Genomic DNA, 17,795 nt, shown 5'->3' with positions numbered 1-17,795 from the left:
CGCCACCCCACTCCTCCCCGATCCGCCACCGGCAGAGCAGGAGCAGACCGTGAGCGTGTGGACCACCGGACCGCAAGGTCCGGGCCACGACCCTGGACCCCAGCACGCCGCGCCGTCGCGCAGCGCCCGCCCGGTCGCCCACTCGCAGTCGGCCTCCTCGCCCAAGGCCCGTCCGCTCCGCCACTCACAGCCCGCCCCATGGCCGAACGCCGCGGCCCGCCGCGCGGCCGCCGAAGACGCCGCTGCCGGAGCCGACCGCTCCGCCACGGACACGACCGTCCGCCCCGCCGGCGCGGCCCGCACCGCCGGCCGCATCGGTTCCATCGCGGTCAACCTGGTTCTGGTCACGGCCTTGCTCGCGTTCCTCGTGCTCGCGGTCGGTCCGCGGGTACTGCCCTACCGCACGATGACCATGCTGACCGGAAGCATGGCTCCGGAGATCTCCGTCGGCGACGTCGCGGTGGTCACCCCGATCCCCGTCTCCGACGTCCGGGTCGGCCAGGTGTTGTCGTTCCAGGCTCCGACCGAGGACCAGCGGGTCGTCACCCACCGCGTCATCGATGTCGTCACCGGTGCGGACGGCTCGGTCAGCATCCGCACCCAGGGGGACGCGAACGCCGGCCCCGACCCCTGGCTCGCCCGGCTCGAGGGCGACACCGCATGGCAGTGGCGGTTCACCCTCCCCGCGGTGGGCGCGGTACTGCGCGCCCTGCGCGAGCCGGTCGTGCACGTAGCGCTCGTGTGGGTGCTGCCCGCCGGACTCGCCGCGTGGATCCTGCTGGGCATCTGGCGCCCGGCCGGCCGCGGGCGGGCCGGGGCGTGATCTTCTGGCTGCGCCGCGGCGCCCTCGTCACGGCCATCGTCCTGGCGCTCGGCACCGGGACCGCCGGCGTCGCCTGGGCCGGGTTCACCGGCCGGGCCACCGCCGCCGCGACGGCCTCCTCCGCCACCCTGCTCCCGGCGACCGGCGTCAGCGGCACCTGTGAGGCGGCTCTGCTCACCAAGTCGCTCCACGTCACCTGGACTGCGTCGGCGTCGTCGTTCGAGGACGGGTACTCCGTTGCCTTCGTCGGGAGCGACGGGGCGACGGCCACCGTCACCACCACCCAGACCTCGGCCTCGGGCCCGTCGAACCTCGTGCTACTCACCAACACCACCTACACTGTCACCGTGACGACCACGGCCAAGAAGTGGACGGCCGCAGCCGCCTCGGTGATCGTCAGGTGCTGAACGGGCGGGCCTTGGTGGTCGACGACGACCCGCTCGACGGCGACACGACCGCTGCGGTGCTCGCCGCACTCGGGTTCGACGCCGTCCGGGCGGACTGCGGCGCGGCTGCACTGGCGCTGCTGGCCGCCGGACCGGTCGCGGTGCTCGTCACCGACGTCGCGATGCCCGGCATGGACGGTCCCACCTTGCTGGCCGCGGCCCGCTCCGCCGGGTACACCGGGCCCGCCGTCGCCGTGACCAGCGATCCCACCGACGCGGTTCGCACCGCTTGCCGTACCGCCGGGGCTGCGGCGTGCCTGGCCAAGCCGGCCGCGGAGGATCTCGGGGCGCTCGTCACCCATCTGTTCACCGCTGGACCGGGCGCGATCGAGGCGGACGTCGAGTGGCTGACGCCCGAGGTACAGGCACGGGTGCTGGCCCGTTACGCCGAGGCACTGCGCGGACGGCTCACCGCCCTGCGCAGCGCGGCGGCACCCAGCGGGTCCGGGGGCGAGGAGGCTCCGGAACCCGACCCGGTCGCCGTCGCGGCCGCGGCCCACGCGCTGGCCGGCCCGAGCGCGATGGTCGGGCACGAGGGCCTCGCGCAGCTGTGTCGCTCGGTCGAGCGGGCGGCCCGCGCCGGCACGGTGCGGTCGGATCTGGTCGAGGCCGTGCTGGCCGCCGCGGAACGGGGTCAGGCCACCAGCCGGTAACCGACACCGCGCACGGTGCGGATCTCCGCCCCGGTCATCCCGGCGGCGGCGAGTTTGCGGCGAAGGTTCGACATGTGGACCTCGACGAGCCGTAGGTTGGGCTCCCAGTCGCTGTGCCAGACCTCGCGCAGCAACGTCTGGCGCTCCCAGACCCGCCCGGGGCGCTGCGCGAGCACCGCGAGCAGGTCGAACTCGGTGCGGGTGAGCGCGACGGCCTCCCCGCGGACCCGTACCTCCCGGCTGCCCCGGTCCACGAGCAGGTCGCCGACGTGCTGCGCGGCGTTCTCGTCCTCGACGGCGGCCGCGGGCGCCCCCGCGATCCGGCGCGGGCGGCGCAGCAGCGCCCGCACCCGGGCGACGAGCTCGCGCGGGGAGAACGGCTTGGCCATGTAGTCGTCGGCGCCGACGGCCAGACCGACGAGCATGTCGACCTCGTCGGACCGACCGGTGAGCATGAGGACGTAGGCGTCGCTGCCGGTGCGCAGCCGGCGGCACAGCTCGGTGCCGTCCATGTCGGGCAGGCCCAGATCGAGCACGACGAGATCGGGGTCGTGCTCGCGCACCGCCCGCAGCCCGTCCGTTCCGGTGGCCGCGGCGCAGACGTCGAAGCCGGCTCCGGCCAGCACCGCGTCGAGGAGTTCACGGACGTCGGGCGAGTCCTCGACGACCAGGACCCGGGCCCCGTGCACCCCGACACCTCCCGACACGCCGTCAGCTCCTCAACGGACGGTAACCGCCCGCTCGCGCTGCGGTGGAGGCTGCGGGCGGACACCGCCCGTTCCGGTGACGGCGGGCCCGGGGTGGTGGTCAGGCCGCGGCGACCGGTGGTGGGATCCGGCGCAGCAGCAGCGCAAGGCCGACCGCGCCGGCGAGCAGCGCCGCAACGTAGCCGACGACGCCGGTCCAGCCCGCGTGGTCGTAGGCGACCCCGCCGATCAGGCCACCGACGCTGCTGCCCGCGTAGTACGCGAGCAGGTACAGCGCCGCGGCCTGCCCGGGGGCCACGGCGGCCCGGCGGCCGACCCAGCTGCTGGCCACCGAGTGCGCCCCGAAGAAGCCGATGGTGAACAGGACCAGGCCGGCGAGCACGGCCGGCAGCCAGGGCGGCAGGGTCAGCACCGCAGCCGCCAGCGCGAGCACCACGGTCGCCCACAGCACCTGCCGCCGGCCGAACCGGTCGCCGAGCCGGCCGGCGGTCGTCGAGGCCCAGGTGCCGGCCAGGTAGCCGAGGAAGATCAACCCGACGAGCGCGGCCGGGAGCCCGAACGGAGCCGCCAGCAGCCGGAAGCCCAGATAGTTGTAGACCGTCACGAAGGCGGCCATGAGCAGGAAGCTCGTCGCGAACAGACAGCACAGCCCGGGGTCGGCCAGGTGCGCGCGCAGCGAGCCGCCGAGATCACGCAACCGCACCCGCGGCGGTGCGGGGGCCGTCGGCGGAGGCAGCAGCACCCGGAACGCCACCGTGCAGGCGAGCGAGAGCCCACCGACCGCGGCGAGGGCGGCCCGCCACCCCGCGGCCTCGGCGACGAATCCGGCCACCAGCCGACCGGACAGCCCGCCGAGGGTGTTGCCCGCGATGAGCAGCCCGACCGCCCCGCCCAGCGCGCGCGGCGCCACCTCGTTGGTCAGGTGAGCCATCGCCAGCGCGGGTAGCGCGGCCAGTGCGATCCCCTGCAGCGCCCGGATCCCGACGAGCGCGCCGAACGAGGGCGCGAGCGGGGCCAGCACGCCGAGTACCGCGGACGCCGCGAGCGCCACGGTCATCACGCGCGCGCGGCCCCGGGATTCGGCGACGGCGCTGAGCGGGACGATCGCCAGGGCCAGCGTGCCGGTGGTCGCCGACAGCGCCAGGCTCGACGTCGACGACGACACCCCGAACTCGCCGGCGAGCGTCGGCAGCAGCCCCTGCACGCAGTACACCAGTACGAACGTCGCCAGCCCGGCGCACCACAGCGCGGCACCGAGCCGGCGGTACCCGGCCGTCCCGCGCTCGTGACCGCTGGTGGTGGAAGGCACGGGCGCAGTCGTTGTCATCGCTATCGAAGTTACGGCCGAGGACCGCCGTGCGTCCAACGCGTGTGCTCGTCCTCGGCGTCCCGGTCACCGATCCGGCGCTCGTCGAGTGCACGCGCGGCGGCTACGGTCGGGCACCGTGAGTCAGCGAACCGTGATCGACGACGAGGGGCGCACGGTCACCGTGCCCACCGAGGTGCACCGGGTGGTGTCGATCGTCCCGTCGCTCACCGAGGCCGTCGCGGCGTCGGCGCCCGGGTTGCTCGTCGGCGCCACCGACTGGTGCACCCACCCGGCCGACCTGGACGTCCCACGGGTCAAGGGCACCAAGAACCCCGACGTCGACGCGATCGTCGCGCTGCACCCCGATCTCGTCCTGGCCAACCAGGAGGAGAACCGGCTGCCCGACCTCGACGCGCTGCGCGCCGCCGGCATCCCGGTGTACGTCACCGATGTGCGCACCCTCGACGGTGAGCACGGCGCGTTCGACTCGCTGGCCCGGATGCTCGACGCCTGCGGGCTCGGTGAGCCGTCCTGGCTGCGCGACGCCCGTGAAGCCTGGGCCGCGGTGCCGGAGCCCGCCGGTCGGCGGCGCGCGGTGACCCCGATCTGGCGCAAGCCGTGGATGGCACTGGGCCGCGACACCTTCGCCGGCGCCGTGCTCGCCCGGCTCGGGGTGGACAACGTGCTGGCCGGGGACCCGGAGCGCTACCCCCGCTTCGACCCGGGCGCCCTGCCGGCGTACGACCTGGTCGTGCTGCCCGACGAGCCGTACCTGTTCACCGCCGACGACGGGCCCGAGGCGTTCCCCGGCGCGCCGTCCGCGCTGGTCAGCGGCCGGTTGCTGACCTGGTACGGGCCGAGCCTGGTCGAGGCCGCCCGCGAGCTGCCCGGCGCCCTGGCGGCGGCCCGGTGAGCGCGCGGGTCGGCGGCGGCGACGCGGTCGTCGTCCGGCGCCAGGGAGGGCTCGGCCGGCTGACCCTCAACCGGCCGCAGGTGCTCAACGCGCTCAGCCTGCCGATGATCCGCACCATCGCCGCCGCCCTCGACGAGTGGGAGCACGACGACGGGGTGCGCGCGGTGCTGATCGACGGCGCCGGCGAGCGCGGCCTGTGCGCGGGCGGCGACGTCCGCTTCCTCTCCGACGACGCCGCCACCGGCGGGCACGGCGCGCCCGTGCTGCTCAGCGAGGAGTACCGGCTCAACGCGCGGATCGCCCGCTACCCCAAGCCGTACGTCGCGCTGATGGACGGCGTGGTGATGGGTGGCGGTGTCGGGGTGTCGGCGCACGGCCGCGTCCGGGTGGTCACCCGGCGGACCGTGGTCGCCATGCCCGAGGTGACCATCGGCTACGTCCCCGATGTCGGCGGCACCTGGCTGCTCGCGCACGCGCCCGGGGAGACCGGCCTGCACGCGGCGCTGTGCGCGGCCCGGCTCACCGCCGCCGACGCGATCTACTGCGGGCTGGCCGACGTCGCGGTGGCGCCCGAACGGCTCGGTGAGCTCGTCGAGGCGCTGGCCGACTCCCCCGACCCCGCCGATGTCGCCGCCGAGTTCGCGGTGGATCCCGGCGTCCCCGCGCTCGCGGTCGACCGCGAGTGGATCGACCACTGCTACGCCGCCGACGACCTCGCCGGGATCGTCGAGGCGCTGCGCGGTACCCGGAACCCCGACGCGGCCAAGGCCGCCGAGGCCGTCGCGCGCAACGCTCCGCTCGCGTGCACCGTGGCGCTGCGGGCCATCCGCGGGGCGCGCACGGCACCGAGCCTGGAGCACGCGCTGCACACCGAGTACGAGCTGACCCGCTGCTGTGTGCGCTGGCCCGACTTCACCGAGGGCGTGCGCGCCATGCTGATCGACCGCGACGGGGCGCCGCGCTGGGACCCGGCCACCGCCGCCGACGTGACCGACGACGTGGTCGCGCGGTTCCGCGCCGGCGTCCGCCCGGAGGACCCACCGCTCGGCCTGCTGACCACGACGTCGTGACCGCGCCGGTCGCCGCCTGGGATGTCGCCGAACCGGTGCGGCCGCGCATCAGCCCGTGGGCTCGACGCCCCGAGCCTCCGCGAGGGCCTCGAGAGCCGAGGTGAAGCACGGCATCGAGGCCCGGACCTTCCCGATCCCGACCATCCCGATCCCGGCCTGCTTGTGCATGACGGCCGTGGTGATCAGCGGAGCGATTCCCGTCGACACGACCTTGCGGATGTCGATCCCCACGGGAACCCCGTGGAAGTCCCAGTTCGGGATCGGCATGTTCGGATTGTCGGCGACCACGATCTCCGACTGCTCCTCGCTGGTGGCCAGGGCGTCGGCGAAGCCGCCCTCGCCGGTCCCCACCAGTTGCTGCACGGCCGGAGCGGCGACCGCCACCAGGCCCCCGAAGCCGTAGGCCTCGATGATCGCGCTGTCGCCACAGTCCGGGCAGGCGTCCGCGTCCGAGAATCCGGGGAAGTACAGCGTGTCCAGCTTCTCCTCGGGGCCGGTGAACCATCGGTCGCCGAGACCGCTCACCCGGATGGCGAATTCCCGTCCGTTTCGGGTCATGCAGGTGACGACGCTACCCGCGTGGACACCCGCCGCGGCGTCCAAGGTCGCCTTTCCGGCCGCCATCCCGAGCGTGAGGAAGAAGTTGACGTTCCCGGAGAGGAAATCCAGCACCGGTTCGAGTTGCTCCTGCGGCATCCCGACCCGCGCGAGCTTCGGTGCGAGCTCTCGGAACAGCAGGCTCGACGCGGCCGTGATGCGCACATGGAAGTCGTCTCCCATCGCGACCCCCTGGGCCAGAATGGGGTTGATCGCCAGCCCGCCGTCGGGAAACAACTTCAGCGCCTCCGAGAGACCGGCGCCCAGGACGTCCCGCATCCACACCAGGTGGTCGCCCACGGACCGGTCGTAGACGCCGAAGCGCAGGACCTTCCCCTCGCCCTCGTGCATGCTCGTGTAGGCGCGATTGCCGTCGGTGCCGTTCTCCACCACGAATACGGGAATGTTCCCGCTCAGGATGCCACCCATCGCCCCGACCGCATTGAAGTCGTTGTTGGGGGCGAACTGAACCTCTTCGGAACACACCTGACGCGCCGACGCCTCGTCGCTCGCCCACCCTTCGAACAACGCCGCCCCGATGGCCGCACCCTGCACCGGGTCCGGCATGTCCTCGAATGCGATGGGTGGACCGGCATGCAGGACGACTCGGCCTTCCAGGGCAGGAATGACGGTCTTCGCAGGCACCACGTCCACGAGTCTCGGCTGTGCGTCGATGATCTTCTGCGCCACCGCTGCGTTGGCCTCGTCGATCGAGTCGTATGTCGCCATGGCAGTTCCTCCGTGATCTCCCGGTGAGAGCGGCGGGCTGCGGCCCCGCAGCTCAACTCAAGGCGTCGATGAGCGACTGGAGCCTGCGATCGCCACCGGCGACGGGCCTCCAGTCGTACTGGACGACCTGCGCGCCCATCTGGAGCAGGTTCTCGGCGAACCCGCGTAGGCCGATGTTGACGATCCGCGGGGGCTCCGCGAGCAACCGCCGGATCGGTTCGGGTGTGGCGGACGTGGCGACCGGGGACGCACCTCGTCGCCGCAGGATCGCCACGGCGTACCGGACCGCGGCGGCGTTGCTGGGCAGTACGGCGACACCCGCCCGCTCGAGTGTCCGTGTCTGCGCGCTCGCGGACTGCGGGTCCCCCTCGGTGCCGCACACCGACGCCACCACGGCGAGATCCCGGCCTCTCGCGTGGAGCCCGGCAAGGCCGTCGCCGATGACCGCGGCGAGCACCCCGGCCGGATCCGGGTGGGCCCCGTGGCCGAGTACCACGTCCAGGAGGAGGACCGCGTTCTCCGGGTCGTCCATGACGGCCGCGATGCGCGCGGTGCGCACGGCCGGGTCGATCATCGGATGCGGCCGGCCGCGGGTGTACACGTCGTCCCCGAGGTCGATCACCTCGTGGCCGTCCGACCTGAACAGGAAACCGGCACGACGGTCGGCGTCCCCGGCCGGGCCGAGCGAATCCCCGAGCAACGCGGCGGCCTCCGCGGCCAGCGTCCCTCCCGTGTAGAGAGCCTTGATCCACCGTTGTTCGGGGCGAAGCGCGATCCGGCGGGAGGATCGCGTGCCCGCCAACTCCACGGCCACCCTCGCGGCCTCCTCCAGGGTCCGCGGGTAGCAGATGTCGGCGGCGACGTCCGCCTCGGTGCGCTCCCCGAGCAGCATCGCGACCACCGGCTTGGACAGCGCGCCGGCGACGCCGAGCACCTCCTCCCGCACGCGCGCAGCGGGCGGTTTGCCGACGAGCACGACGACGTCGGTACCCACGTCGGTGTCCAGCGCCCGCAAGGCCTGCAGGCACGTGATCCCTCCGACCTCGGCACTGAGATCGCGTCCACCGAGCCCGATCGCGTGGGACACCCCGCCACCGAGCCGGTCGATGTGCGCCATGACCTCCTGTAGTCCGGTACCCGATGCTCCGACCAGGCCGATCCGGCCCTCGTGGACCACGTTGGCGAAGGCCAGCGGAAGCCCGCGGACAAGCCCCGTTCCACAGTCCGGCCCCATCACGAGCAACCCGCACTCGCGCGCCCTGCGCTTGAGCGCCAGCTCGTCGGAGATGCTCACGTTGTCGCTGAAGACGAAGGCATGGATCTTCCGGTCCAGGAGCCGATGCACCTCCGACGCCACGAACTCCCCGGGGATGGAGACGATGGCGAGGTTCGCCCCACCGACGATGTCCACCGCCCGTTCGAGGGACCGCGCCGAACGCAGCCTCGACCCGCCGGCCGCGGGCGCCCGGTGGGTGAGGAACTCGTCCACCTTCGCGACGAGGCGCTCGCCGGCCGCGGCGTCTGCGACGTCGGCCACGATGACGAGGTCCGTCGGCCCGGCACCGTCGAGGTCAGCGGTGTCGAGCCCGGCACCTCGAAGGATCTCTCTGTTGGCCGACGTACCCATCATGATCGACACTCGGTCGACGCCGTCGGCGTCGTCGAGGGTGTTGCTCAGCTGCATGAGCCGCAACGAGTCCTGATACGTATTCGGCTTGACGATCGAGTAGCGCATGTCGGGTCATTCCTTCACCGTCGACATGCGCAGACACCGTCGGCTCAGAACAGAGGCGTGCGTAGGGTGAAAGGTCCCGCCCGGGACGCCGGAAGACCCTCACCGCCACCCGATGCCGAGCGGTCGCCGCCCCGGACGGTCAGCGGCGCCGGATCGCCGGGTCCTCGGTCCTGCCGTACTCCTCGTGCAGCGCCGGGAGCAGTTCCCGCCCGGCGAACCGCAGGAACTCGGGCTGGGTCTCCCCGCCCACCTGCGCCAGCGCGACGTGCGTGTACCCCGCGGCGACGAAGGGGCGCACCGCCTCGACGTGGGCGGCGACGTCCGGCCCGCACGAGAACGCCTCGGCCATGTCCTCACGCCGGACGTACCGGGTGGCGGCCTCGAACGCCGCCGTGCCGGGCAGCTCGGCGTTGACCTTCCAGCCGCCCGCGAACCAGCGGAACTGCTCATGTGCCCGCGCGACCGCCTCATCGGCGTCGGGGCCCCAGCTGATCGGCTGCTGGCCGATCTTCGGCAGGTTCGCACCGGCCGCCGCGTCGAAGCCCTGGACCAGTTCGGCCCTCGGCTCGACGGCGACCATCGCGTCGGACACCGGCGCGAACATCTCGACGGACTGCCGGCCCGACACCGCGACGGCGATCGGCACGCCCTCCGGCGGCCGGTCCCACAGCTTCGCCGAGTCGACCCGATAGTGCTCGCCGTGGATGTTGACGTAGCCACCGTCGAGCAGCGCGCGGATGATCTCGACGGCCTCCGCGAGCATCGAGTGCCGCACGTTCGCCGGTGGCCAGCCCCGCCCGACGACGTGTTCGTTGAGGTTCTCCCCCGCCCCCAGGCCCAGGGTGAACCGGCCGTCGCCGGCCAGCAGTGCGACCGTCGCCGCCTGCTGCGCCACGACCGCCGGGTGGTAGCGCAGAATCGGGCACGTCACGTACGTCATCAGGCCGGCTCGCTCGGTGGCCGAGGCGACGGCACCGAGCACGCTCCAGCAGTTCGGCGCATGACCCTGGGCGTCGAGCCAGGGGAAGTAGTGGTCGCTGATCACCTCGAAGTCGAACCCGGCGTTCTCCGCCGCCACCGCATCGGTGACGAGCTCGCGCGGGCCGCGTTGCTCGGTGAGCAGGGTGTAGCCGAAGGCGACCATGGCGTCCTCTCGATCGGGAATCCGTCGCCGCCGTCTACCCCGGGGGCCGCCCGGCTACCCTCGCCCGGGTGCTCGTCGTGCTCGACCTGCTCGGGGTCGCCGTGTTCGCCGCATCCGGGGCGCTGGCCGCGGTGCACGCCCGGCTCGACGTCTTCGGTGTCGTCGTGCTGGCCGGGGTGACCGCGCTCGGCGGCGGCATCGTCCGCGACGTCCTGCTCGGCATCGCCCCGCCCACCACGCTGCGCCAGTGGCCCTACCTGCTCACGCCGCTGGTGATCGCGCTGATCGTGTTCCGGTTCCACCCGACGGTGGCCCGGCTGCGCCGTGGCGTGCAGCTCGCCGACGCCCTCGGCCTCGCCCTGTTCGCCACCACCGGGACCGCGGTCGCGCTGTCCGCCGGGGCGCCCGCGGTCACCGCCGCACTGATCGGGGTGATCACCGGGATCGGCGGCGGGGTGCTGCGCGACGTGCTGCTCAACGAGGTCCCGCTCGTGCTCCGCCGCGAGATCTATGCGCTGGCCGCGGCGGCCGGCGCCGCGGTGGTGGTGGCCCGGCGACCGCCTCGGGCTCCCGCCGGCACCGGTCACGCTCGTGGCCGCTGCGCTCGTCGCGGGGCTACGCGTCCTCGCCCTGTGGCTGCAGTGGAACGCGCCCGTTCCCCGCTCCTGATCCCGCGCGACCCCACCTGCCCGACGGCGACATCGTGAACCGGGCTGACCGACGAGGACATCTTCGGCTCGGCACCGCAGGAGAGTCCCGCCACCCGCCATTCGAGTCAAGCGAATCGTTCGGCCTGGCACATATAGTTCCGCCATGGGCAACACGCGCAGCTCTCAGGCCGACACCGGCGGGAGCGCAGGGGGCGTGCAGTCCGTCGACCGTGCCATCAGCGTCCTGGAGATCCTGGCCCGGCGCGGTGAGGCCGGGGTCAGCGAGGTCGCAGCCGAGATCGACGTGCACAAGTCGACCGCGTTCCGGCTGCTCGGCGCGCTGGAGGGGCGCGGACTCGTCGAGCAGACCACCGATCGCGGCAAGTACCGGCTCGGGTTCGGCTTGATCCCCCTGGCGGGCGCGGTCTCCGGGCGTCTCGAGGTCACCAGGCAGGGCCGCGACGTCTGCGAGCAACTCGCCGCCAAGTTCGGCGAGACCGTCAACCTGGCCGTGCTGCAGGAGACCTACGCCGTCAACGTGGACGAGGCCCGCGGACCGTCCACGGTCGCCGCGCACAACTGGGTCGGCCGGCTGACCCCGCTGCACTGCACGTCCAGCGGCAAGGTGCTGCTGGCCCACCTGCCCCCCGAGCGGTTGTCGGCCGTGCTCGCCGATTCCGAGCTCACCGGGCTCACCCCGAGCACCCGCACCACACGGGCGGCTCTCGACGCCGAACTCGCCGACGTCCGGGAGAACGGGTTCGCCGTCGCCGTCGAGGAGTACGAGACGGGCCTGAACGCCGTGGCCGCCCCGGTCCTGGACCACACCGGCGCGGTGGTCGCGGCGCTGTCGGTGTCCGGCCCCTCCTACCGGCTCCCCCCGGACCGGATGCAGGAACTCGTCCCGGTGCTCCTCGACGGGGCCGGCGAGATCAGCAGGCGGATGGGGTACTTCGGGCCGTGAGGTGAACACCAGCGCCGTTCGCTCATGATCGAACAGCGTTCAGGTTCATCTCGCGGAGCACCCCTCCCCGCTGATCAAGGCCTGAAGGGGCCTCGCCGATCTTCACGAGCCCCCTTTCGCCCTTGATCAGCGGGTGGTGGAGGGGGATCACGGTAGGGCTCGGACGAGGTCCAGCGCACGGGCGAGGGTGGTCAGGCGGGCGTCCAGGGTCTCCCCGGCCGGGTAGAGCCGGACGGTGTCGACGCCGGCGTCGCGCCACACCCGCAACCGGTCGCAAACCATGTCCTCGGTGCCGATCAGGGTCGTGGCCAGCACCATGTCGTCAGTGACGAGGCCCGCGGCCCCGTCCCGGTCGCCGGCCTGCCACCGGTCGCGGACCTGTGCCGCGACCTCGGCCCAGCCCTGCCGACTGTAGGCGTCGTTGTAGAAGTTCGTACCGGCCGAACCCATCCCCCCGAGGCTGAACGCCAGTTCCTTCCTGCGCCGGCCGACCATCCGGGCCAGGTCGTCGGGATCGTCGGCGAAGGCGACCTCGGCGCCCTGGCAGATGTCGATCTCGGCGCGCGACCGGCCCGCGACGGCCAGCCCGGCGTCGAGGTGGGTGAAGTAGGCGTCCGCGCCCTCGGGGACGAAGCTGGTGCCGAGCCAGCCGTCGGCGGCCTCTCCGGTGAGCTGCAGCATCTTCGGCGACAGCGCGGCCAGGTAGATCGGGATGTCCGGGGCGGCCGGGACGCTCACCCGCATGGGCCGGCCCTCGCCGCCCGGCAGCGGGATCTGGAACCGATCGCCGGAGTAGGTGACCTTCTCCCCCGCGAACACCTGCCGGACGATCTCCACGGTCTCCCGCATCCGGGCCAGTGGCTTCGCGAACGGGACGCCGTGCAGACCCTCGACGACCTGCGGCCCGGAGCTGCCCAGGCCGAGCAGGAACCGGCCCCCGGTCATGTACGACAGGGTCATCGCCGTCATCGCGATCGTGACCGGCGTGCGGGTACCGAGTTGGACGATCCCGGCGCCGAGCAGCATCCGGTCGGTCCGCGCGGCGAGGTAACCGAGCGGCGACGGCGCGTCGGAGCCCCAGGCCTCGGCTACCCAGCAGATGTCGAGGCCCAGCTTCTCCGCCTCGACGACGAAGTCGACCGTCTCCTGCCAGGTGGCGCCGCCGGAGGCCTCGATCGTCGTGGCGGTGCGCATCAGCCGGCCTCGGCGCGATTCTTGATCTCGGCCAGGTTGTTCCGGATCCCCGCTTCGAACTCGCCCAGTCGCCGGTAGACGATCTTCTCCTCCTTGTCGGGCATCTGCTCGATCGCGAGGCTCAACCCGGACCGGCCCGGCCCCAGCTGCACCCACTGCCGCAGTACCGTCCCCGAGCCCTCGGGTCGCAGGGTGAACCGCCACACCGCAGCAGGATCGGCCGGATCCTCGACCGCCCAGGCAAACGTCCGCAGCGCCTCGCACTCGATCACATGCGACGTCGTCGACCACTCCCCCAGCGCGGGGTGGAAGTTCCGGCCGACGAACGTGCGGCCGACGGCCGGGCCGGCTCCATCCCCGCACCACTGCACCGACTGCAACTCCGTGCTGATGGCCGGCATCAGCCCGATGTCACTCACGAGCTCCCACACCCGCTCCGGCGGCGCATCGACGTAGGTCTCGGCCTCCACCGTGGGGGTGTCGGCGTAGCGCTGTCCGGTCCACTCCATGCCCGCTCCTCCTGGACGCACTCCCGCGTCCGATCAGAGTTTCGGATGCGAACCCAGCTGTCAACGGCCTCGACCCCGCACCCCGGCGTCACCCGAGCAGGATGGACGAATGGCCACCAGCGCGGGGATCCTGCTCTACCGGTTCACCGGGACCGGTGCGCTCGAGGTACTGCTCGGGCACATGGGCGGCCCGTTCTGGGCACGAAAGGACGACCACGCCTGGTCGATCCCCAAGGGCGAGCACGACGCCGACGAGGACCCCCGGGAGGCCGCCGCGCGCGAGTTCGCCGAAGAACTCGGCGCCCTGCCACCGGACGGACCACTGGTCGAGCTCGGCACCGTGACCCAGTCGGGGGGCAAGAAGGTCACCGCCTTCGCACTGAACGGCGACTTCGACGCCGAGCACATCCGGTCCAACCTGTTCGAGATGGAGTGGCCACGCGGTTCGGGCCGGATGCGCAGCTTCCCCGAGATCGACCGCGCCGGCTGGTTCGACCTGGAGACCGCGGCCACCAAGCTCGTCAAGGGCCAGCGGCCCTTTCTCGACCGACTCCGGGAGGCCGTCCCGACGCCGGGGTGAGGGCCTTCGACCCCCGGTCAGAAGGCACTGCGGGTCAGGTCCATGCCGAACTGGCGCATCTTGCGGTAAAGGGTGGAGCGGGAGATCTCGAGGATCTGCGCAGCTTCCTTCTTGTTGCCACCGGTCCGGCGCAGCGTGGAGAGCATCTCGGTGAACTCCAGCTGCTCGAGCTGGGTCAGCCGCCGGCGGGGGGCATCGGTGAGAACCTCGTCAGGCAGGTGGCGGGCGCGGATGTCCCCGGCCGGGCACCCGGCGATCACCCGCCGCACCACGTTCTCCAGCTGCCGGATGTTCTCGGTCCACTCCAGCCGGCACAGCGCCTGCACCGCCTCGGGCATCCAGCGCCGCGGCCGGCCCTCGACCCGCAGGCTCAGGGCGACGAGCAGCTGCGGCAGGTCCTCGAAGCGCCGACGCAACGGCGGGACATCGATCGTCGCGACCGCGAATCGCCGGACCAGCGGGCCGAACGCCTCGCCCGCACGCTCACCGAGCGTGAGCGTGCCGGCCAGCCGGGCGTCGGGATGGGCCATGTCGAGCAAGCTGCACACGGCCTGCGCAGCGGCGGGCTCGAGGCACTCCAGGCGCCGGACCACCACGACCCCGCCCGGCTCGGCGAGGCGTTCGCGCAGTTCACGGGCCCACGGGGCGAACCCGTCGACAGGCACCATCGCGGCGTCCATGACCCGTACCCGGTCGGCGCCGAACAACGCGGTCAGCAGGCTCAGCTTTCCGGTGCCCACCTCCCCTCGGACGAGCATCGGCAGTCCGCTGTCGCGGGCGTGCACCGCCTCGGCGCACATCTCCCGCCATTGCTCGCCCTGCCCGGCCAGCCCGGCGAACTCGCCGGACCCGATCGGCGTCCGGACCCGCGGCGACTGCCCGCGCGGGGACTCGCCGTCGTCGGTCGCCTCGATGACCGCACCGATGATGCGGCCGCGGTCGTCGATCGGCCGGCACACGGCCACGACCGTGCGCCCGTCGGCGAGCACGAACTCGCAGGAGTCCTCACGCCGGCTGTCCATGGCACGGGCCGCCTGCTCCCACAGCATCGCCTGGCTCACCCCGTGGAACAGCCGCGCGGCCACCGGGTTGCTGATGATCGTGCGCTCGCTGACGCAGGTGACGGGCCGCCCGGCCAGCCGGCTGCGTGAGCGCAGGTAGGAGTCCAGCAGCAGCCGCTCGGCCCGGGACCCCGGGTCGGCCACCCGCCGTTCGGGCTCGATCTCCCGGGTCCGCTGCAGGCCGTGGTGTGCGGTGGTGTGTGCGGCCTGGTGCACGGGCCGCGAGGCCGTCCGCGGGGCCCTCCCCGGCCCGGGACGCACGGGGGCGCTCACCGCGACACCCCGATCGGGGCCGGTTCGTCGAGGCAGAGCTCCGGGGGGCCGTCCGCATAGGCCACACCCGTCGCGAGCAGGCTGTCTATCCGCTCGACGGTGTGCCCGGCCTCGGCCAGCACCTCGCGGGTGTCGGCGCCGAGGCGCGGTGCGTGCCGGCGGAGACGGCCGGGCGTGCGGGAGAACCGGGCCGGTGTCGAGACCGTCCGGTAGCGCCCCTCACTCGGATGGGACGCGGTGGTGACCAGCCCGCCTTCGCGGACGTAGGGATCGTCGGGCAGGTCCTCGAGGTCGACGACCGGGGTGGCCGGGATGCTCGCCCGGGCACAGAACTCCAGCCACTCCGCCGTGGTACGGCCCGCCGCGGCCTCAGCCACCAGATCGAGCAGCTCGACCATGTTGGCGTGCCTCCCGTCGATGCTGCCGAAGCGCGGGTCGTCGCCGAGCTCCGACCGTCCGATGTAGTCGAAGAAGTCGCGCCAGTTGCGGTCGGAGTAGGGCAGCAGGCAGACCCAGCCGTCGGCGGTGCGCTGCGGGCGCCGGTTCGCGGTGAGCACCCGGGCCCAGCCGAAGCGACCCTCCGGCGGCTCGAAGGTGTGTCCGTTCAAGTGCTCGACGAGGTTGAAGGCGACCATGGTGTCGACCATCGGGACGTCCACCCATTGGCCCTCGCCGGTGCGCTGGCGGTGCAGGAGCGCGGCCAGCAGGCTGTAGACGATCGTCAGTCCACACACCTTGTCGGCGACCACGAACGGCGCGTACCCCTGCTCCCCGCCGGCCCGCTGGTAGAGCGAGGTCAACCCGGAGCGGGCCTGCACGATGTCGTCGTATGCAGCGAGGTTCTCCACGTCCGAGCCGGTGCGGAAGGCCTGGGCGGTGCAGAGCACGACGCCCGGGTTGACCGCGACCAGTTGCTCGTAGGTCAGCCCGAGGCGCTCGCGGGAGGCGGGGCGCAGGTTGGTGAGGACGGCGTCGGCGCCGCGGACGAGATCGGCCAGCACCGCGCGACCCTCCGGCGCCTTGAGGTTCACCGCGACGCTGCGCTTGTTGCGGTTGAGGTTGAGTGCGAGGCCGCTCATCCCCGGGTGGCGACGCGGCCCGATCCCGCGTGCCATGTCCCCCGCAGGTTCCTCCACCTTGATCACGTCCGCGCCGAGGTCACCGAGGATCGCCGCGGCGTACGGACCCATGATCACTGTCGTCAGATCGACGATGCGCAGCCCGTCCAGCGGGCCCGGCGTCGGCTGGGATTCAGCAGCAGGAACGGCCACATCGCCTCCGGTCGTCGCACTCCGCGGCCGCCTCGCCGGCCCCGGGGAACGCTCCCGACTGTATTGGCCGTGAGGAGAATTACGCAATATCCGTCTGATCTACATATATACGTAGTGCGTCCGCTGCGCTGCGTCCCGAAAAGGGACAACCGCTGGGGCCCTGCCGCATGCTGGAGTAACCTACGTATTTACGTTTCGCCCACGAACGGGAGAGTCGATGGACCCCGCCCCGACGTCCGGTGCGCTGGCCCCGTCGCCCGTGCTGTCCCGGCGCCGCAACCACCGCACCGTGGACCGTGTCGCCCAGATCCTCGAGCTCGTCGCCCGCGAGCACGACGGCCTGGGTCTCACCGAGATCGCGCACCGCGTCGGCGCCCCGATCAGCTCGATCCAGGGCCTGGTCAACGGGCTCGCCGCCGTCGGCTACCTGAGCGAGCAGGGCCGCCGCTTCGTCCTCGGTCCGGCGCCCTACGTGCTCAACCTGCTCGCCGGGCGCCCGCCCGTGCGGGTGGTGCGGCACGACGATCTCGAGACGCTGCACGGCATGACCGGGTGCACCGTGCTGCTCGGGGTGATGGTGGGCCGCGACGTCATCTACATCGACTACGCGACCGACTCCCCCCGGCACGCCTACGCCACCGAAACCCGCATCCACCGACCGCTGATCCGGACCGCGACCGGCCGCGTGCTGCTCGCCAACCTGGACAAACGGGAGCTCTACGCCTACCTCAACGGGCTCGACACGGAGGAGCAGGGCTACGTCGACGGGTTCCTGCAGGAGCTCACCGCGATCCGGACCGACGACCTCGCCACCACCCAGGGGCACATGAACCCCGACGTATGGGCCGTGGCGACCCCGGTGCGGGAGGAGGGCCGCGTCGTCGCCGCCGTCGGTCTGGCCGCCACCCCCGGCGAGATGGACGGCCGCCAGAACCAGCTCGGCCAGATCCTGCGCACCCAGATCCGCAGCCTGAGCCACCGCACCCTGCACCCCTGACGCCCGTCTACGCCCCCTCTCACAGCGTTATGGCTCCACAACGCCCTCCGACGACCTCGCTGAGAGCGTTGTGGCTCCACAACGCGGCCTGCGCCCGCCCCGGGCTGCGTCAGGGCTCCACGACGCGGTCTGGAGCGCCCTCATGAACGCGTTATGGCTCCACAACGCTC

At 72.7% G+C, this 17,795-nt stretch carries 17 protein-coding genes and 1 pseudogene; 9 read left to right on the top strand and 9 right to left on the bottom strand.

Annotation, left to right across the window (positions count from 1 at the left end; all coding sequences use genetic code 11):
- The 3 genes from HF519_RS24390 to HF519_RS24380 form a co-directional block, all read left to right on the top strand.
- Window positions 1–823, top strand: an 823-nt coding sequence (locus HF519_RS24390; protein ID WP_211170515.1) for a signal peptidase I, incomplete at its 5' end; no start/stop codon positions are given.
- The gene (locus tag HF519_RS24385) at window positions 820–1,230 is read left to right on the top strand and encodes a hypothetical protein (protein WP_169415329.1); all 411 of its coding nucleotides are present in this window, start codon (window positions 820–822) and stop codon (window positions 1,228–1,230) included. The genes HF519_RS24390 and HF519_RS24385, both read left to right, overlap by 4 nt.
- On the top strand, window positions 1,224–1,922 hold the full coding sequence (locus HF519_RS24380; RefSeq protein WP_169415328.1) for a response regulator: 699 nt from the start codon (window positions 1,224–1,226) through the stop codon (window positions 1,920–1,922). Before HF519_RS24385 ends, HF519_RS24380 begins: the two co-directional genes overlap by 7 nt.
- Here the strand turns inward: HF519_RS24380 and HF519_RS24375 are convergent.
- Together HF519_RS24375 and HF519_RS24370 are read right to left on the bottom strand one after the other, a co-directional pair.
- Entirely contained in the window at window positions 1,904–2,629 is a 726-nt protein-coding gene (locus HF519_RS24375; RefSeq protein ID WP_312860319.1) for a response regulator transcription factor, read from the bottom strand. The genes HF519_RS24380 and HF519_RS24375 overlap by 19 nt on opposite strands.
- A gap of 100 nt (window positions 2,630–2,729) precedes the next feature.
- Complete coding sequence (locus HF519_RS24370; protein WP_312860318.1) at window positions 2,730–3,938, bottom strand: MFS transporter; 1,209 nt, start codon at window positions 3,936–3,938, stop codon at window positions 2,730–2,732.
- A 151-nt stretch (window positions 3,939–4,089) separates the two neighbouring features.
- On the opposite strand from HF519_RS24370, the gene HF519_RS24365 reads away from it, so the two are divergent.
- Complete coding sequence (locus HF519_RS24365; RefSeq protein WP_312860320.1) at window positions 4,090–4,851, top strand: helical backbone metal receptor; 762 nt, start codon at window positions 4,090–4,092, stop codon at window positions 4,849–4,851.
- Window positions 4,848–5,921, top strand: a complete 1,074-nt coding sequence (locus tag HF519_RS24360; protein WP_169415326.1) for a 3-hydroxyisobutyryl-CoA hydrolase — start codon at window positions 4,848–4,850, stop codon at window positions 5,919–5,921. Before HF519_RS24365 ends, HF519_RS24360 begins: the two co-directional genes overlap by 4 nt.
- Window positions 5,922–5,969: 48 nt before the next feature.
- Here HF519_RS24360 and HF519_RS24355 read toward each other — a convergent pair whose 3' ends face one another.
- The 3 genes from HF519_RS24355 to HF519_RS24345 all read right to left on the bottom strand — a co-directional run bounded on the left by HF519_RS24355 (window position 5,970) and on the right by HF519_RS24345 (window position 10,126).
- The gene (locus tag HF519_RS24355) at window positions 5,970–7,247 is read right to left on the bottom strand and encodes a YlbE family protein (RefSeq protein WP_169415325.1); all 1,278 of its coding nucleotides are present in this window, start codon (window positions 7,245–7,247) and stop codon (window positions 5,970–5,972) included.
- A 52-nt stretch (window positions 7,248–7,299) separates the two neighbouring features.
- The gene (gene fdrA, locus HF519_RS24350) at window positions 7,300–8,982 is read right to left on the bottom strand and encodes an acyl-CoA synthetase FdrA (RefSeq protein ID WP_169415324.1); all 1,683 of its coding nucleotides are present in this window, start codon (window positions 8,980–8,982) and stop codon (window positions 7,300–7,302) included.
- 139 nt (window positions 8,983–9,121) lie between these two features.
- Window positions 9,122–10,126, bottom strand: a complete 1,005-nt coding sequence (locus tag HF519_RS24345) for a TIGR03557 family F420-dependent LLM class oxidoreductase (protein ID WP_169415323.1) — start codon at window positions 10,124–10,126, stop codon at window positions 9,122–9,124.
- A gap of 68 nt (window positions 10,127–10,194) precedes the next feature.
- On the opposite strand from HF519_RS24345, the pseudogene HF519_RS24340 reads away from it, so the two are divergent.
- Both HF519_RS24340 and HF519_RS24335 read left to right on the top strand, forming a co-directional pair.
- A pseudogene (locus tag HF519_RS24340) lies at window positions 10,195–10,795 on the top strand (trimeric intracellular cation channel family protein).
- A 144-nt stretch (window positions 10,796–10,939) separates the two neighbouring features.
- Window positions 10,940–11,740, top strand: coding sequence for an IclR family transcriptional regulator (locus tag HF519_RS24335; protein ID WP_211170514.1), 801 nt, complete (start codon window positions 10,940–10,942; stop codon window positions 11,738–11,740).
- 147 nt (window positions 11,741–11,887) lie between these two features.
- Here the strand turns inward: HF519_RS24335 and HF519_RS24330 are convergent, their stop codons facing one another.
- Window positions 11,888–12,934, bottom strand: coding sequence for an LLM class F420-dependent oxidoreductase (locus tag HF519_RS24330; protein ID WP_169415322.1), 1,047 nt, complete (start codon window positions 12,932–12,934; stop codon window positions 11,888–11,890).
- Window positions 12,934–13,443 carry an SRPBCC family protein gene (locus HF519_RS24325; protein WP_169415321.1) on the bottom strand — a complete coding sequence of 170 codons (510 nt, stop codon included), beginning with the start codon at window positions 13,441–13,443 and terminating at the stop codon, window positions 12,934–12,936. The genes HF519_RS24330 and HF519_RS24325 overlap by 1 nt, the downstream gene beginning before the upstream one ends.
- Before the next feature lie 109 nt (window positions 13,444–13,552).
- Here HF519_RS24325 and HF519_RS24320 point away from each other — a divergent pair, with 109 nt between their 5' ends.
- Window positions 13,553–14,023 (top strand): NUDIX hydrolase, encoded by a 471-nt coding sequence (locus HF519_RS24320; protein WP_169415320.1) that lies wholly within the window; start codon window positions 13,553–13,555, stop codon window positions 14,021–14,023.
- A 17-nt stretch (window positions 14,024–14,040) separates the two neighbouring features.
- Here the strand turns inward: HF519_RS24320 and HF519_RS33060 are convergent, their stop codons facing one another.
- A complete protein-coding gene (locus HF519_RS33060) occupies window positions 14,041–15,357 on the bottom strand; it encodes a helix-turn-helix domain-containing protein (protein ID WP_169415319.1) in 1,317 nt (438 codons plus the stop codon).
- Complete coding sequence (locus HF519_RS24310) at window positions 15,354–16,628, bottom strand: CaiB/BaiF CoA transferase family protein (protein ID WP_312860317.1); 1,275 nt, start codon at window positions 16,626–16,628, stop codon at window positions 15,354–15,356. The genes HF519_RS33060 and HF519_RS24310 overlap by 4 nt, the downstream gene beginning before the upstream one ends.
- A 217-nt stretch (window positions 16,629–16,845) precedes the next feature.
- Between HF519_RS24310 and HF519_RS24305 the strand changes: the two genes are divergently transcribed.
- On the top strand, window positions 16,846–17,625 hold the full coding sequence (locus HF519_RS24305; protein WP_169415318.1) for an IclR family transcriptional regulator: 780 nt from the start codon (window positions 16,846–16,848) through the stop codon (window positions 17,623–17,625).
- The last annotated feature ends 170 nt before the right edge of the window (window positions 17,626–17,795 follow it).

The sequence above is a fragment of the Pseudonocardia bannensis genome, from assembly GCF_012911875.1.
Taxonomy (GTDB): domain Bacteria; phylum Actinomycetota; class Actinomycetes; order Mycobacteriales; family Pseudonocardiaceae; genus Pseudonocardia; species Pseudonocardia bannensis.
The sequence above is the reverse complement of the archived record's forward strand: the minus strand, read 5'-3'. Positions and strand labels throughout refer to the sequence as shown.

Excerpts from the sequence above, each read along its gene's own strand:
- HF519_RS24335 (WP_211170514.1), top strand. The coding sequence starts at position 10,940 with ATGGGCAACACGCGCAGCTCTCAGGCCGACACCGGCGGGAGCGCAGGG.
- HF519_RS24320 (WP_169415320.1), top strand. The coding sequence starts at position 13,553 with ATGGCCACCAGCGCGGGGATCCTGCTCTACCGGTTCACCGGGACCGGT.
- HF519_RS24305 (WP_169415318.1), top strand. The coding sequence starts at position 16,846 with ATGGACCCCGCCCCGACGTCCGGTGCGCTGGCCCCGTCGCCCGTGCTG.
- HF519_RS24325 (WP_169415321.1), bottom strand. The coding sequence starts at position 13,443 with ATGGAGTGGACCGGACAGCGCTACGCCGACACCCCCACGGTGGAGGCC.
- HF519_RS24345 (WP_169415323.1), bottom strand. The coding sequence starts at position 10,126 with ATGGTCGCCTTCGGCTACACCCTGCTCACCGAGCAACGCGGCCCGCGC.
- HF519_RS24330 (WP_169415322.1), bottom strand. The coding sequence starts at position 12,934 with ATGCGCACCGCCACGACGATCGAGGCCTCCGGCGGCGCCACCTGGCAG.
- fdrA (WP_169415324.1), bottom strand. The coding sequence starts at position 8,982 with ATGCGCTACTCGATCGTCAAGCCGAATACGTATCAGGACTCGTTGCGG.
- HF519_RS24355 (WP_169415325.1), bottom strand. The coding sequence starts at position 7,247 with ATGGCGACATACGACTCGATCGACGAGGCCAACGCAGCGGTGGCGCAG.